This is a genomic window from Brevibacillus sedimenti, assembly GCF_020923495.1.
GTDB classification, from domain to species: Bacteria; Bacillota; Bacilli; order Brevibacillales; family Brevibacillaceae; genus Brevibacillus; species Brevibacillus aydinogluensis.
In genome coordinates, this window is the sequence record NZ_CP064048.1 from 3219787 (window position 1) to 3234851 (window position 15065).

Genomic DNA, 15065 nt, shown 5'->3' on the forward strand with positions numbered 1-15065 from the left:
AAATGAGTATTACGTATGGAGGCGGAAAAAAGTCACAAGGCTGGCAGAAAATTTTTTGAGGTGATGCAAAGCTGCCGTCTCAGGACCTAGAGTGCCCGGTCCAGTTCGGCGATGATGTCCTCTACCGCCTCTATGCCGACCGAAAGGCGAATCAGCCCCTGGGTGATGCCGGCTTCCCGCCGCTGCTCTTCCGACAATGCGCGGTGGGAGGTGGTGACGGGATGAGACACGCTTGTCTCCACACCCGCCAGAGACGGGGCCAGCTTGATCCAGTCGAGGGAGCGGAAGAAGTCGTACACCTTTTCTTCGTCCGCCAGGCAGAACGAGATCATCGCTCCTTGCTTATCGGTGTGAAAAAACGAAGTGGAAGCCGGGTCCGGATAATAGGTGTGCTTGACCGCCGGATGGTTCCGTAAAAACTGCGCCACTGCACTCGCGTTGTCGCACTGCCGCTCCATGCGCAGCGCCAACGTCTTCAGCCCGCGGGCGGTCAGCCACGCTTCAAACGGGCTGAGGGACGCGCCGTAGTTGACCACGATCTCCGCGGCCCTTTCCACCAGATCCTGCCGGCCGACCAGAACGCCCGCCGTGACGTCGCTGTGGCCGCCGATGTACTTCGTCGCGCTGTGCACCACCAGATCGGCTCCCAGTTGAATCGGCCGGACCAGATACGGAGTGGCAAACGTGTTGTCCACCATGACGGCGAGTCCGTACTGTTTTGCTTCGCGTATCCAATATGGCAGATCCGGCACCGACAGCAGCGGGTTGGTAATCGTCTCGGTGAAAAGGAGCTTGGTCTGCGGCCGGACATGGGCCGCCAGCGATTCCTTTCGGCTCAGGTCAATGCACTCCAGTTCGATCCCGAACCGGGACAGTTCCTTGTGCAGCAGCGCATAGGTTCCGCCGTACAGTTCATGGGAGGCGAGTACGTGGTCGCCCGGTCCCAGTACGGCGAGCAGGCCGGCCATGATTGCGCCCATCCCGGACGCGGCACTGACGCCTGCCTCCGCCTGTTCCAACCGGGCAACAGCCAATGCCAGTTCCGTTTGGTTCGGGTTGCCGTTGCGGGTGTACAGGTACTCTCCTTCTCCTGCGTAGTATCGCTCTACATCCTCCAGCCCAGAAAAGGCAAACACGGACGTTTGATAAATGGGGGTAGACTTGCTGGCCACCTGTTGAAGCGGCTTGTGGCCGATATGTACTGTTTTCGTCTCGAAGCGCTCGCCCACCAGAAATCCCTCCAGCGTCAACTTTTCTAACATTCTATCACGCGCCGGCCATTCCGACCACCCTATTGGCGTTCTCTTGCATGTTTGTGCTATAATCCTCTGCGTCCCCATATCAGGACAAGCAGGAAAGGAAGGTGCACAAGATGAAACGACTGTTTACCACCCTACTCGCATGTCTGACAGCAGCCGCATTGATTGCGGGATGTTCCGGCGGAAGCAGTGAAACGGCGCCCCCTCAACCGAAGCCGCCTGTCAAGGAAAATTCCAAGGAACCGGCACAACCGCCGGGGCCGACGGGCGAGAAAAAGTACGCCACACCTCCGGCCATGCAAATTGACAAAAACAAAAAATACCAGGCGGTTATCTCCACGACGATGGGCGACATCACGGTGGAACTGTTTGCCAAAGACGCGCCCATAACGGTAAATAATTTCGTCTTTTTGGCAAAGGACAAGTTTTATGACGGTTTGACGTTCCACCGCGTGATCAAGGATTTCATGATCCAGACAGGCGATCCGCTGGGCAACGGAACCGGCGGTCCGGGCTACAATTTCGAAGACGAGCTGAACAACGGCCACGTCTACGAACCGGGCGTCGTCGCCATGGCCAACGCTGGTGCCAACACCAACGGCAGCCAGTTCTTCATCGGCTCCGGCGATGATGTGAAAAACCTGAAGCACACCCCGTACTACACCATCTTCGGCAAGGTAATCAGCGGCATGGACGTCGTGAAAAAAATTGAATCCGTCAAGGTGAAAAACAACCCGCTTACGGGCGAAGCGAGCATGCCTGCCGATCCGATCAAAATCAAAACGATTACCATTCAGGAAAAATAAGCGGAGCAAACGGCGCCAGTCTCTTGATCGGCGCCGTTTGCTTTTGACGCAGCCCGACTTTTCCGGTTCCGTCCGCTCGTGTTCACCCAATGCGCGCGGCGGTCCGGCTGAGCTGTTTTGGCGGGCATGGAATCCATTCCCTCTTGAACCACAGTTGTTTCACCGATAGACTTGCAAATGACCCGATTCGCTTTACGCGACCGCAAGCTAAGAGCGAAAAGGAGTGTGATGTCTTCGTGATGAAACGAGAGGCGCGAACGCGCTTTTTCTTCTTTTCCGGCAGCATTTTGCTGCTCTTGGTGTGCCTGCTGGTGACGCCGACCAGCGCAACGGCACCCCAGGCGAAAAAAACCGCGCCCGCCCAGAACGAGCCTCGACCACATGGACCTATGGCACGGGCGACGGACGTCCCCAAAACTCTTGAACCCCGACAACAGGAGCGGCGCCCAGCGGTCCGGGCGAGTCGTGACGAGCGGCGCACGGCCACAAGAGCGCGTGTTCGGCTGACCGAACGTGAACTGGAACTGCTGGCCCGACTCGTTTACGCGGAAGGCCGGGGCGAACCCTACGAAGGCCAAGTGGCCATCGCGGCGGTCGTATTGAATCGTGTAAAATCGCCCCAATTTCCCAACACGGTGCGAGAGGTCATCTATCAACCCAACGCCTTTTCACCTGTAAATGACGGCCATCTAACGTATAAGACGAACGATACGGCGCGCAAGGCCGTCCGGGACGCCGTTAACGGCAAGGATCCATCTCGCGGGTCCCTCTACTTCTACAATCCGAAAACGGCGACGTCCGATTGGATTCGGACGAGACCGCTGACGGTGCGAATCGCCAACCACGTGTTTGCGCGCTGACCGCAGGCATGCCTGTTATTGGCATCACATTTAACATAACTTTATTTTTATTTTACCGTTAGTTTACAATTATTTGCTAATCTGTACCAGTACGCACTTTTTCAATCATTGAGAAAAGCACCGATGCTTTTGTCGTCATGCAAGTCTCAATTGTGACCCCAACTCGTCATGATTACTGTGACGCACCTTGTTGCTGGCGGTGACGTTTGGCCTGATTGCCAACGGCGTCCGCCGCGCCCATCGGTTTTTTTCTCAATCGCCCCCTACCCTTGGGCACTCCTGCATTGGGAGTGCCATTTTTTATCCGCCGCCTTTGCTCCGTGGCCGAAACCCCTGTTTCCTGTTACAATGATAGGGATGAAAGGAGGGGGCACCGTGCGCTTGTACAGTCAAATGACCCTTGCCGAACTGCAGGAAGAGATGGAACGGCTGCGCCTCGCGGCAGAAGAAAAGAAGCAGGCCGGTGACGAGTCACAGTACGCCGTCCTGCAGCAAAAATTTTTCCTGGCCAAATCGTATTACATCGGAACCGCAGAGTTTCGCGTCGGCGGTAGCTATCGAGTCTACGGCCACGACGAACCGTTTACGATCGAATACTTTAACGGCGTGTTTGCCTGGGGCAAATTTCCCGCTTCACCGGAGCCTGTCGGCTATCCCGTCGGCATGCTGGAGCCGTGGGTGTAGGCGATAGCAGCTGGGGAAGGTTGCGGCCGTTGTCCCTGTGATTGACGCTGACGCCACACAGCCGGCGCTTCGCTGCAGCCGGCTGTTTCATTGCACACCGTTTCAGAAGCACCGCCCGTTCCTTCCATGGACGGCCCGGGTGCGGTGCTTGACTGTCAAATATTGTCCACACACTGCCCCGCATTGGATATAATAGGGGCAAAATAAAGAAAGCGAGTTTCGTCAACTATGGATGTCATCAATCTTGTTCTGCTCGCGCTTCTGGCGCTGGGCATTGTCGGCAACAATCCGGCCGTCTCCATTGCGGTGGCGATTTTGCTGCTCATCCGCCTGCTCCACCTGGAGCGAATGTTCCCTTTTCTGGAACAGTACGGCCTGCAGATTGGCATTGTCGTGTTAACGATCGGGGTGCTTTCGCCTCTGGCGAGCGGCAAGATCCGCCCTGATACGATTCTTTCCATCTTTACTCACTGGCAGTCCGTTCTCGCCGTCCTGATCGGCATTTTTGTCGCCTATCTGGGCGGGAAGGGGGCCAGCTTGATGACGCAAAATCCGCTGGTCGTCACCGGCATTTTGCTCGGCACGATCATTGGCGTCACCTTTTTCCGCGGCGTCCCGGTCGGACCGCTCATCGCGGCCGGCATGCTCGCCTTTCTCCTGCAATTTCTCCCAAAGTGAGCGGCGGTGTCAGCCCCACCGCTCCTTGACCTTCAGGCCGTAGGCGAGAATCTCCTGCGGCGTCACCAGCCGAAAGCCCTGTTGCTCACGGTAATCGATGACCAACTCCTCCGCTCCGACATAGGTCTCGGTCTCCTTGTCCACCAACAGGGTCATCCCCTCTACCTCCAGCACCCGATCGCCGCTCAGCGGTTCGTCCCAACACAGGCTGTATTCCACCGTCATGCCGCAGCCCCCTGTCAGTTCTCCGTTGATTCGCAGCGCCTGCTTTCGTTCGTTGGCCAGCGCTGTGAGAACAGAACGGGCTGCATCCGTCAAAGTTACACGCATGCATGGTCCTCCATTTCTTCCGTCTTGTCCGTTTTGGATGCATCTTCCTTCCCATCATAGCATAGAATAGTTGAAAGGCAGCAAGGAAAGGACGATTGCACATGCGCATATACGAACGAGACGGCATCTTCATCGCAGAAGCGGAATACCAATCGGAACTGGTCGTCATTTGCGGAAACTCGTGGGAAGAAGCCTGGGAGAGGCTGCAGATGAGGCTTCTCGTTCTGGAAATGATTGGATGACGGAAGGAGCGGGTCGCCAGAGACCTGCTTTTTTCACGCCCCAAGCCGTTGGATGACTTTTCACCGACACGTCCAAAGCCCTGTTCTCCAATGGGCCGCTTGGCGTATCACCTGCTGAAAAACCACTGCACAAGGAGCGCAACATCATGTCTTCCTTCATCACGCACGACATGTCGCTGGTCGCTGAGATTCGTCGGCGGACAGCGGCAGCCAACCGCAACAATGTGAGCCGCACGGCCGCCTACCTCGCATTCTATCGCGAGCACCCGGAAGTGCACTGGGCCCTGCTTGCCCACCTGGTCTCCCGCAACAGCGGCTGGAGCATGACCGATCTGTGCGGCGAATGGCTCCCCCGCCTGATCGACGAGCAGGACATCCGGGCGTTTTTCTGGTTTTTGGAGCGAAACAACTGGCTGATTTTTCACGACGCCTACGCCCAACTGCTGCTCTATGCGGAGATGAAGCGGACAGGAACCGATCTGACTCACCTCCTGCCCCACCTCGGTGTCTCCCGCTTCATGCAGCCAGTGTGGCGCGAGTTTCTGGAAAAGAAGGACAGCGTGCGGCTCACCCGCGCCCTGATCGTCAACGAACAGCAGTACATTGAGCAGCGCGTGGTGCGCAAACCGTTCATCCGAGAGCAGGTCTTAGCCAACCTCACGGATCAGGTGCAGTCCGTGCTTTCGCTCAACCAGGTGTTGTTTCCCTACAAGGCCCATCCCGCCGACCGGCGGCTGAGCATCGTCGGCATCGCGACAAACCGTTTTCCCGCTGTCCGGCAGCGCATATCCACAGGCAAGACGCTGTACCGGCTCCTCTACGCCGATGACCAACGGCACGAGGCGATTGTCAGGTGGGCGGAGCGCATTCCGCATACGGGATCGCGTGCCGATTACTGGCCCCACCTGTTTTCTCCCAAACCTCACGACGAAATAGCGGCCCCCGTCTACGTGCCGCGCATCGACGGCACTGCGCTGCGGCCGGGCTGTCCCAAGCTGTACAGCCCAGTGCTGAGCGCTGTCTGGCCGGATGTGGAACACGCCCCGGCTGACGGCGTGGACTGGTATCGTGACGAGAAATGGCTGGAGGCGCTGGAAGACGAGGATGATCTGCCGACAATGGAGAGCGAGGCGTATCTGCGCTCGCTGCAGCTCGCCGAGAAAGGGTTGGAGAGGATTACGGCCATGAAATGACACGATGTGGAGGTGTCGGAAGCGTGAAATCATTGATCGAAAACCAGAAGGCGTATCTGCTGGGCTGCCAACTGTCGAGCGGCGCATTTCGGCTGGCCCCCAGGCGCGTCCAGATCAATCCGTACTTCACCAACCTGGCGCTGATCTCCCTGGTCCGGCTCGGCGAAGGGGAGGCAGTGCGAAAGTACGTGGATTGGTATCTGGACCACGTCAACGAACGCGGTTACATCAACGACTACCGGCTGGACGGCGAACGGGAAGTGGACACCGGCAATGCCGACAGCGAGGACAGCTATCACGCCACGCTTTTCAGTCTGCTTGTGGAATGGCTGCGGCTCACCGGCGACACAGACTGGCTGCGGCAGCGCCGGGATGAGTTGGCCAAAATGCTTCAGGCAGTGGGGCGGCTGCAGCAAAAAGACGGGTTGACCTGGGCGAAGCATTCGTATCGGGTCAAATATTTGATGGACAATTGCGAAGTGGCCGTCGGACTGGAAGATGCGGCCACCCTGTTTGCAGCTATCGGTGACGACGCGCTGGCGAAGGAAGCGCGGTATCGGGCGGAAGCCTGCCGCAGGGGAATTGCGGCGATGTACAGCCCGGCGCGGGCAGCCTACGCGATGTACGATCGCAAGTATCCCGGCTGGCGCAAGTGGTACCCGGACGTCACCTCCCAGGCGTTTCCGATCGTGTACGGACTGGCCTCCCCCGATGCAACCAGCGGCCTGTACGAGCGCATTACGGCCGCCTTTCCCCACTACGACATCTTTCAGACCGGCGACCTGTACCCCTGGATGATCATGGGAGAATGCGCCAGACGGGTGGGCGACATGCGCAGGGTGGAGCGCATGCTGCAGACTGCGGCTGAACTGTACATACGCGGTCCACGCCATCCCTACTGGCTCATCCACGAATCGGGCCGGTTTATCGAACTGATGCAGGCTGCCGGTGCATCCGCCGCCTAATCTCGACGGTTCGTCTGCTTCCTGACGCGGGGGTGAGTGCCATGCTGCACCACCAGGAACGGCACCAATTCACCCTTTTCCCAGAAAAAGGGGAGCGGACAGATTGGCACGGGCCCTTTGGCCGCGAAATCTTGCGCGAGCCGGGCCAGCAGCGTGGCCCCGGTCTCACCGTGCAGATCGGCCACGATCAACACGTCCTGATGGGGAACAGCCACGCCGAGGGCATCCCCTGTCTTGCTGCGTTCCATCTCCTCCAGCATGGATGTGAGCAGCACGCGGCTGGCTGCATACCCGTCGCGCGGACTGATAAAATGAATGCGGTTGGGTCCCACCAGCTGTGTCTTGATGGGAACGGGCAGTCCCTGCAGATTGGCCATCGCATGGCGGTGCAGCTCCTCCTCCGACCAGCCCGCTTCCGCCAACGCCACCCGTTCAATCAGGGTATACCCCTCACCGTGGTCCAAGGCGTACAGGATGGCCGTCTCCTCCGTGTGCGGACGAGACACCCAGCGCCCGGAATTCTCCCGGAGCAGCGAGGCATGCCGCAGGACTGGATAGATCCGACTTTCCCGTCCGGCCAAGGTGCGATCAGCCGTCTGCCCGCGAACGGCGGCGAGCACGCGGGAGACAAATGCGTATAGAGCCGTCCGCCGCTCATCCGGCTTGTCCTCTACGCGGCGATAAAGCGGCTCCAACGGGATCGCGGACACGATTGGCGAGCCGTCCGCTCGCCGCATGATGCTGAGGCTGTCCTCCTCCGCTTCGCAAAACAGCTCGTCCGGCAGTTCCCTGCCGATCAGTTCGACGACCCGCCGCTTCAGTGACTGGCGCACATTGTTTGTCATGATGATTCCCCCTCGTTTGTCATATCTCACTCCCACGGCGGCCGGTCGTCCGGATCGGCGGCGGGCGGCGCTGCCGAGCAGGAACGGCTGCGTTCCTCAATCTCGCTTATGACCTCATGCAGGCTTTTGGGCTTGGCAAATTCCACAGGTGATACGCCCCGTTCGAACTGCAGCGCATCTCCTTCCAGCAGCACCACGTACCGGCCGTTTGTCTTGGCGATGTGCAGATTGATCCCGTAGTCGGCCAACAGTGCCCGCACCTGCATGTGGTCCAGCTTGAATTTCAGCTCTGCTTCCGGCTGCCGCTCGGTGATGATCTGCGCGGCTTCCATCACCGTGTCGTGTTCCCATTTTTCGGCCAGTTCCCGCTTGGGGCTGGCGGCGATCAGCTCGATCTCCTCTTCTGCCCGCTGCCGCTCCTCCGTTTCTTCCGGATAGACGTATTCGATGTGCTGACGGGCCAGTGACAGCACTTCTTCCGAGACGAGCTGGGTCAGCGTTTGCGGATATTCAATGAAACGCATAAATTCTTCAAAGTACCGGGCATGGGAAAATTGATGGATCTTCACGTGATACGGATCGTTCATCCCCTGCTCGACCATGTGCGGGTACATCAGCGACTTCATGTTTTTCGCGCTGATCGCCATGTTGACGTTGGCGATCAGGCTGTGTTCATCAGTGATGATGGCCGTTTTCTGTTCAAAGTCGCATTTGAGTATGAATACGTACCGGTCGTCCAGCGTTTCCAGCCGTGTGCGGACGACCAGGAGCACCCCGCCCCTCACCTGGGATGTGCGCAGATAGGACTGAACCAGCTCCTGACAAGGTTCCCTGCTCTCCCCCGGCGTCTCTGCGGCCAAGAGCCGCTGCAGCAGGGCGTAATTGGGGTTGGACTCCAGCGGATGTCCCTCCTCCAGCACAAAGCGGCCCAGCTTGGTTGGGCTGGCTTCGCTCTTCGGGTTCGGCTCCACCTTGCGCTTGGCAATCCGGGCAAATTCCCCGTCCAAGAACGGGCGCAGCTCGCTTTTCTGGTATTCATCCCCGGACAAGAACCGGCTCATCCGAACGTGCTTGGCGCCTCCCTCTCCTTCCGGTTGTTCGATCAAAAAAAACGTCAGCCAATCGATGACAAAATTCATCAGTTCTTCGCTCCTGTCCCATATCTGAACGACATGATTATAGCAAAGCCGGAAAAAACGGTCAGGCGTTTTTCCGAAAATGGTATCATGGAGACAGGAGGGACACTTCATGTGGAAACAGCTTTGCGCCTGGTGGAACCTCAACGTGCGCGACAGACCGTACAAGCCCGGCATGCTGGTCGGCAGCTACCGGATCGAAGAGGTGCTGGGCATGGGCAGCTACGGAATCGCCTACCGGGCCGTCCATCTCCCGTCCGGACGGGTTGTCGTGATCAAACAGGTGAAGCCCAGCCTGCGCCGCTCCCCCAAGGGAGAAGCGATGCAGCACTACGAACAGCGAGTGCTGGCCGCCCTCTCCCACCCGCAGATCCCGCGCTGGCTGGAGTCGTTTCGGCACGGGAACGATTCGTTTCTGGTGATGTCATACATCGCCGGGCCGACGCTGGAAGAGCTGCTGTTCGAAGAGGGGACCGCGCTCAGTGAGTGGGAAGCGGCCCGCTTGATGCGGCAGGTGGATGAGCTGGTCGCGTATCTGCACGAAAAAAACGTCATTCATCGCGACATCCGCATCCCCAACGTGATCTGGCAGGAAGGCAGGCTCCATCTGATCGACTTCGGACTGGCCCGGTTCCAGGGAGATCCGCCCACCTACATCGCCCAGGACCTGAGTGACTATCCGGAGGAAAAACAGTTGAAGCGGCAAGTGGAGCCGACAAGCGACCTGTATGCCCTCGGCCACTTTTTCCTGTTTTTGCTCTACTCCGGGTATCGCGCAGATGAGAACCAGCCGGAGCGCAGTTGGGAAGAAGAGTTGACGCTCTCCCCGCAGATCCGGGAGATGATCCGCCGCCTGCTGCAAATCGACCCGGCATACGACAGTGTCGAGGAGTGGCTCGCTGATCTGGATGGGTATTTGAACGTGAAAAAAGAGCAGTCCAATCGATGAACAATACCGATTGCGTCTGCTCTTTTTTGCTTACTCGTGAATCGGCTGCTTCTTGGCCGTTTCCATCTGCCGTTTCAGTTCCCCCGCTTCCCGGCGCAGCGTTTGCCGCTCGCTTTTGGAGAGGCGCTCGCCGCCAACAGGGCCGTTTACCAGCAGAGCTTCTTCATCCAATCGATCTTTGCGCATGGGGACCTCCTGTGGGCATCAATAGGTATTCCTTTTCCTACTTTGTACGAAAGCGTCCTTTCTTATGTACGCGGCCGCTGTTCTTTTTGCGCAGCTCAGAGGGATCGACCAGCGCACCGTACGACATCGCTTTTTCCACGATGGACAAACCGGTCTGCTTGGCAAACTTGCGGACGATAAACAACTCCTGCGGCGTGACAATGGAAAAGACCAGACCCGCCCGTCCCATCCGGCCGGTACGGCCGCTGCGGTGGATGTAGGTATCCGCATCGGGAGCGGGATCGTAATGGACGATGCATTCCACGCCCGGTATGTCAAGACCGCGGGCCGCCACGTCCGTGGTAATCAGGACGGGAAATGCACCGTTGCGAAACTGCTGCAAAGTATGGGCCCGCTCCTCCTTGCTGGCGTCACGGTGCAGCAACCGGCACGGCAGGTGGTGATATGTGAGCTTGGCGGTGATCTCCTCCACCTTGTCGATCTGATTGACAAACACGATCGACGCGCGTGCGTTGACGAGACGCAGCAGCCGACGCAGCGTGTCCGCCTTTTTGCGGGGATCGCTGACCAGGTACATGTGCGCCACACCCGCCGTGTTCTCCGGCGCCGCCGATCGGATCACCACTGGTTCGGCGGCAAGCGCCGAGGCAAGCTGCACCACCTGTTCTGATAAGGTAGCGGAGAAAAACAGCCGCTGCGTGTCCCGCATCGTCCGTTTCAACACGTCCTGGACCGGTCGCGAAAACCCTTCGTCCAAAAGACGGTCGGCTTCATCCACCACCACTGCTTTGACGGTGTGCACCTTTACTTTCCGCTGCTCAATCAGCTCCAGCAGACGTCCCGGTGTGGCGGCAATCAGCGCCGGCCGTTTTTTCAGGCGCTCCACCTGCCGCTTCACATCGACGCCGCCGATGATCGGCACCACGGTTGCCCCTTTTTTTGCAAGCAGCGGCTCCGCCTCTCTGGCAATCTGCATTACCAATTCATGCGTCGGTGCCAACACCAGCACCTGCAGCTCCTTGGTGTCCGCTTCCACTTTGTCGATCAGCGGCAGCAGATAGGCCAGCGTTTTCCCCGTTCCCGTCGGCGATTCCACCAGAGCGTTTCGGCCGCTCTGAATGACGGGAATGGCATCCTGCTGCACGGGTGTGGGCCGCTTCATGTTTCGTTCCTCAAGCGCTTCCAACAGCGGTGCGCTCAGCTTGAAATCAGCAAACGTGGTACTCACAACAATCCTCCTGGCAAGACATGATCATGGGTAAGCTTACCACAAATGACTGCCAAGCGAAACCGCCAATCAGGATGCCTCAACGCTTGATCCAACCCGTACGTCCACCTGATCCATCCGGCTGAAATCCGCCTGATGCCCTCAACGGTTGTTGGAATCGAGACGGGTTTCCCGTTTTTCCATTTTGTCGTGCCGATCTTTCTCGCTGTGCTGGTTGTGCGTCCCGGGCGGATTTTTCATGTACTCTTCCACCTGTTGTTGAAATTCCTTGTCATAACCGCGCATGCGCCTCACCTCCTGCAGTTAGTCTGTCCGCCAACGCTCCCGCTGTCCCCTGAAACTTTTTTCCCGTCCGATCGTCAAACTTATACGACAAAAATAAATATGAATGTAGGGAAGATCACGCATGACCACCTTGTCACGAACCTTGACGCGGAAGCGAAGGCATCGGCGCAGCCGGCGGTGGAACTGGTTCTGGCGGTTGACGGCTGTCTGCACGTTCACGTTTTCCACCCTTGCCCTGGGAGGCGCGCTCTTTCTGTTTTGCACGGATACGGGCGAAGAGCTGCGGGAATGGGCAGCCGGCACGCTGCTGACGACGCAGCACGACTACTGGGCACCGTACACGTTTTTGCCCGACGACAAATTGGAAGAACTAAAAAGACAGATTCGCAATCCTGTCGTCATTAATTCGGTGGCGGACACGAAGCAGCCGGGCGTCCGGCCGGTCGACATCCCCGCGCCGGAAAAGCCAAGGGAGCTGATCGAGATCGAGGAGATCGACGAAGCGCGCGGCAGTTATTATTTCAAAGGCAAGCTGATGTACATCAGCGATCCCAACCGCGTCCATCTGGTCGTCACCACGCGCAAAGACCGGGGCGATCTTCTCGACGAGTTCGCCAAGAAGTACAACGCCATCGGGATCGTCAACGCCAGCGGGTTTTACGACCCGGACGGCTACGGCAAGGGAACCAAAGCGTACGGCGTGGTGATCAAGGACGGCAAAATCCTGCAGGGGTACAACCCCAAGAGCGGGGAAACAGCCTTGGGCATCACTTACGACGGCAGGCTGGTGACCGGCAATTACTCCGCCCAGGAGTTGGTAAACATGGGCGTTCGGGACGCGATGAGTTTCCGGCCGCAGCTCATCGTCAACGGCAAAAACCTGTTTGCGGACAAGCCCGCCAAAAGCTGGGGGATACAGCCGCGCACCGCTGTCGGCCAAAAAGCGGACGGCACCATCGTGTTCCTGGTCATCGACGGACGGCAGCCCGGCCACTCCATCGGGGCCAGCATGAACGACGTCGCGGAAATCCTGGCAGCACGGGGCGTCGTCAATGCGATGGCCATGGACGGCGGGTCCAGCTCGATGATGCTGTACAACGGGGAAGCCATCACCAGGACATCCTGCCCGTACGAACGCGGCCGCTTTTTGCCCAATGCATGGGCCGTCTACTAAGACCAACCGTTGTCCAGTTTGAACCACGCCCCCATCCGCAGCATTCCGCCACGCCGCATGGTCAGTCTCACGCATCAAAAACAGGCAGCCCGCTTACAGAAAGTGTCGGGCTGCCTGTTTTGCATCCACTCGATTTGTCCGGCACCTGGAGTTTATCTCCAGGAGAACACTCATGATTTTCGCTTGTTTATCGACTCCAAGTTTACTCGTTCAAAGAAGGCGGGCTTGTACCGGCTGGCGTAACTCTCTCCGGCGATGACCAGCTCGTCCAGCCGTATGCGCAATTCCTGCAGCGTAATGCCCTCCATCGCCGTGTTTAAAATAACCGCGCGCGCCATTTGCCGCAGGCGGCGCACATCGTGCTCCAACGCTTTGCCCAGCATCTTCCCGCTGTGGACGATCTCCGAGCGGTGGTTGTAGGAGCGCTTGACAAACTGGGCCACCTGTTCCCGTTCGGCATACGTATCCCCGAAGTAATAGGCCATGCGCAGCCGCAGCTTGTAGGTGATCTCTCCTTTTTTGCCGTCGGGCACAAACAGCGATTCCAGCGCAATCCACAAGTCCAGCAGTTGATCCTCCAGATTTTTCTTCTCCAGGGAGAGGGCGTAGCGGCGAACGGCCAGTTGAGGCAGGGACGGCTTGTCCCAGATGAGGGACTGAAAAATTTCTTCGGTCCGCTCGTCGAAGATAAATTTCTTCCCGTCATTGGACCGCTTCAAATAGGTGATCCCAAACACCGGCGGCTGGGCCGTGATGATGTACGGGATGGAGCAGATGCCGTCCAATGCCGACAGGTTCAGCTTTTGTTCAATTTCTTCGATCCAGGCTTGGTCCTGCCTTACCTTCAAATCAGGGTATTCGGCAAACAAAAACAGGCTGTCCGCCCTTACTTTGCGGTCAAACAGCAGACGGCTCTCGTCCATTTGGTTTTTAAGAAAACGGGAGGCCAGCTTGTACAGTTTTTCTTCTCCCGACAGCAGCAGAAACGACTGAGGTAATTCAATCCGAACCGGTCTGAGCGTCGTTGAGTTAAAGACCGGGGCAATCAGATACGGCATGGGCGTGTCTCCTTTCCGGCTCTTTACAGGTGCGTCCGGCCGACGGGCAGTCTTGGTTCAGCCCAAAAAGATTACATAATAAATGTTATGTCATCTACTCTGCAGTCTGCAACATGCTTCCTTATAGAATACCAGCAATTCCTATGGTTCGTCATCCTGCTTGTCCGGCATGCTATACAAAAAGGAGTTGATATGATGATGGACAAGGATCGCGTACGCGAAGAAAATCCCCATCAGATGTACAACAACACCTACCAACCCATGGAACAGACCGGCGAGCCGATGCCCGGCTCCAAAAAGGTAAAGCAGGCGAATCACTCGCGCCAGGTAAAGACGAGGGAAGGCTGATCCGCCGAGCCTTCCTGTTTATTACAATCAAATGATTGAATTGTCCCACAAGGATGAACTATCATGAATACAGTATCCTTGGATGGAGGTCAACCAATCATGATTCTCATTCCGCTTTCGGGCGGCAGCCCACTTCCGCACAAAATCAGCTACAGTGTTTCTCCCTTGTACGAGTTGGCGGCAAGCCTCCACGCACTGGCTCAGGAAACGCCCGACCCGCGTCTGGCCGACTGGGCCGCGGACGTACTGGCCGGCTTTCGTGCCGCCCGCATCTCATCAGACTGGGAATACTTCCGTCCGATGTTTACCCGCGCCATCCCCGACGCGTTTGATCCTGTGCAAACGCGAGGCGTGATGGCCGTTGACGATCAATACAATTACTTCTTCACGCTGTCCGAAGAAGCGTTTGTGGACAACCTGCGGCCGATGCTGGACGCATGGGAGACTCGCTGTGAGGATGTTCCGCTGGCAGCTGACCTTCGGGAAGACCCTGCGTTTGTTAAAGGGCGCTTCAATCTGTTTCTCTCCACCTACTGGCAGCTTTTTTTCGCCTCGCAGTGGGAGGCGTTGGCGCCCCGGTTTGTACGGGAAGCGGAACGCATCCATCTGTCGCTGCGATCACTGGATGAGATCACGTCCTATTTGCGGATAATCGATCCCCGCTTCCGCTATGACGACGAGCAGGAACAGCTCGTATGGGAAAACGGAGATCCCGGCGCTCAACCCGTCCAGCAGTTGGTCCTCTCCCCCAGCCATTTTTACACTGCCGCTGCTTCTCTCATCAAAAAAGGGGAAACTGCTCACCTGCTTTATCGTTTTGAACAATGAAAAACGCCCTG

Annotated in this window: 19 protein-coding genes; 11 read left to right on the forward strand and 8 right to left on the reverse strand. The window is 57.8% G+C overall.

What is annotated here, in order from left to right; all coding sequences use genetic code 11:
• Positions 1-86 precede the first annotated feature (86 nt).
• Positions 87-1262 (reverse strand): trans-sulfuration enzyme family protein, encoded by a 1176-nt coding sequence (locus tag IRT44_RS15805; RefSeq protein ID WP_171566735.1) that lies wholly within the window; start codon positions 1260-1262, stop codon positions 87-89.
• A gap of 110 nt (positions 1263-1372) precedes the next feature.
• On the opposite strand from IRT44_RS15805, the gene IRT44_RS15810 reads away from it, so the two are divergent.
• The 4 genes from IRT44_RS15810 (at position 1373) to IRT44_RS15825 (ending at position 4287) form a co-directional block, all read left to right on the forward strand.
• Positions 1373-2065, forward strand: a complete 693-nt coding sequence (locus IRT44_RS15810) for a peptidylprolyl isomerase (protein WP_171566734.1) — start codon at positions 1373-1375, stop codon at positions 2063-2065.
• Positions 2066-2301: 236 nt separating this feature from the next.
• Positions 2302-2925, forward strand: coding sequence for a cell wall hydrolase (locus IRT44_RS15815; RefSeq protein ID WP_230076972.1), 624 nt, complete (start codon positions 2302-2304; stop codon positions 2923-2925).
• A gap of 375 nt (positions 2926-3300) precedes the next feature.
• Entirely contained in the window at positions 3301-3609 is a 309-nt protein-coding gene (locus tag IRT44_RS15820; protein ID WP_171566732.1) for a DUF1811 family protein, read from the forward strand.
• A gap of 228 nt (positions 3610-3837) precedes the next feature.
• Complete coding sequence (locus tag IRT44_RS15825; protein ID WP_171566731.1) at positions 3838-4287, forward strand: DUF441 domain-containing protein; 450 nt, start codon at positions 3838-3840, stop codon at positions 4285-4287.
• A gap of 9 nt (positions 4288-4296) precedes the next feature.
• On the opposite strand, the gene IRT44_RS15830 is transcribed toward IRT44_RS15825, so the two are convergent.
• Positions 4297-4617: an iron-sulfur cluster biosynthesis family protein gene (locus IRT44_RS15830; RefSeq protein WP_171566730.1), complete on the reverse strand. Its 321-nt coding sequence runs from the start codon at positions 4615-4617 to the stop codon at positions 4297-4299.
• 101 nt (positions 4618-4718) lie between these two features.
• Here IRT44_RS15830 and IRT44_RS15835 point away from each other — a divergent pair, with 101 nt between their 5' ends.
• From IRT44_RS15835 to IRT44_RS15845, 3 genes are all read left to right on the forward strand, one after another.
• Positions 4719-4859 carry a hypothetical protein gene (locus IRT44_RS15835; RefSeq protein ID WP_171566729.1) on the forward strand — a complete coding sequence of 47 codons (141 nt, stop codon included), beginning with the start codon at positions 4719-4721 and terminating at the stop codon, positions 4857-4859.
• Positions 4860-5005: 146 nt separating this feature from the next.
• Positions 5006-6052, forward strand: a complete 1047-nt coding sequence (locus IRT44_RS15840) for a DUF2515 family protein (RefSeq protein ID WP_171566728.1) — start codon at positions 5006-5008, stop codon at positions 6050-6052.
• Between the two features lie 23 nt (positions 6053-6075).
• Positions 6076-7017 (forward strand): hypothetical protein, encoded by a 942-nt coding sequence (locus IRT44_RS15845; RefSeq protein ID WP_230076973.1) that lies wholly within the window; start codon positions 6076-6078, stop codon positions 7015-7017.
• Here the strand turns inward: IRT44_RS15845 and IRT44_RS15850 are convergent.
• The gene (locus IRT44_RS15850) at positions 7014-7862 is read right to left on the reverse strand and encodes a DUF1444 family protein (RefSeq protein WP_230076974.1); all 849 of its coding nucleotides are present in this window, start codon (positions 7860-7862) and stop codon (positions 7014-7016) included. The two genes, IRT44_RS15845 and IRT44_RS15850, sit on opposite strands and share 4 nt — an antisense overlap.
• A 26-nt stretch (positions 7863-7888) precedes the next feature.
• On the reverse strand, positions 7889-9001 hold the full coding sequence (locus IRT44_RS15855) for a DUF3900 domain-containing protein (protein WP_230076975.1): 1113 nt from the start codon (positions 8999-9001) through the stop codon (positions 7889-7891).
• A 109-nt stretch (positions 9002-9110) separates the two neighbouring features.
• Between IRT44_RS15855 and IRT44_RS15860 the strand changes: the two genes are divergently transcribed.
• On the forward strand, positions 9111-9947 hold the full coding sequence (locus IRT44_RS15860; protein WP_230076976.1) for a serine/threonine protein kinase: 837 nt from the start codon (positions 9111-9113) through the stop codon (positions 9945-9947).
• A gap of 30 nt (positions 9948-9977) precedes the next feature.
• On the opposite strand, the gene IRT44_RS15865 is transcribed toward IRT44_RS15860, so the two are convergent.
• The 3 genes from IRT44_RS15865 to IRT44_RS15875 all read right to left on the reverse strand — a co-directional run bounded on the left by IRT44_RS15865 (position 9978) and on the right by IRT44_RS15875 (position 11646).
• Positions 9978-10133 carry a hypothetical protein gene (locus tag IRT44_RS15865; RefSeq protein WP_171566723.1) on the reverse strand — a complete coding sequence of 52 codons (156 nt, stop codon included), beginning with the start codon at positions 10131-10133 and terminating at the stop codon, positions 9978-9980.
• A gap of 37 nt (positions 10134-10170) precedes the next feature.
• Complete coding sequence (locus tag IRT44_RS15870) at positions 10171-11361, reverse strand: DEAD/DEAH box helicase (RefSeq protein ID WP_171566722.1); 1191 nt, start codon at positions 11359-11361, stop codon at positions 10171-10173.
• A 141-nt stretch (positions 11362-11502) separates the two neighbouring features.
• Complete coding sequence (locus tag IRT44_RS15875) at positions 11503-11646, reverse strand: hypothetical protein (protein ID WP_171566721.1); 144 nt, start codon at positions 11644-11646, stop codon at positions 11503-11505.
• A 121-nt stretch (positions 11647-11767) separates the two neighbouring features.
• Between IRT44_RS15875 and IRT44_RS15880 the strand changes: the two genes are divergently transcribed.
• Positions 11768-12820: a phosphodiester glycosidase family protein gene (locus IRT44_RS15880; RefSeq protein ID WP_230076977.1), complete on the forward strand. Its 1053-nt coding sequence runs from the start codon at positions 11768-11770 to the stop codon at positions 12818-12820.
• Between the two features lie 170 nt (positions 12821-12990).
• Here IRT44_RS15880 and IRT44_RS15885 read toward each other — a convergent pair whose 3' ends face one another.
• Positions 12991-13878: a HEPN domain-containing protein gene (locus IRT44_RS15885; protein WP_230076978.1), complete on the reverse strand. Its 888-nt coding sequence runs from the start codon at positions 13876-13878 to the stop codon at positions 12991-12993.
• Positions 13879-14073: 195 nt separating this feature from the next.
• Here IRT44_RS15885 and IRT44_RS15890 point away from each other — a divergent pair, with 195 nt between their 5' ends.
• Both IRT44_RS15890 and IRT44_RS15895 read left to right on the forward strand, forming a co-directional pair.
• Entirely contained in the window at positions 14074-14226 is a 153-nt protein-coding gene (locus IRT44_RS15890) for a small acid-soluble spore protein P (protein ID WP_230076979.1), read from the forward strand.
• A 63-nt stretch (positions 14227-14289) separates the two neighbouring features.
• The gene (locus IRT44_RS15895) at positions 14290-15054 is read left to right on the forward strand and encodes a DUF5937 family protein (RefSeq protein WP_230076980.1); all 765 of its coding nucleotides are present in this window, start codon (positions 14290-14292) and stop codon (positions 15052-15054) included.
• Positions 15055-15065 lie beyond the last annotated feature (11 nt).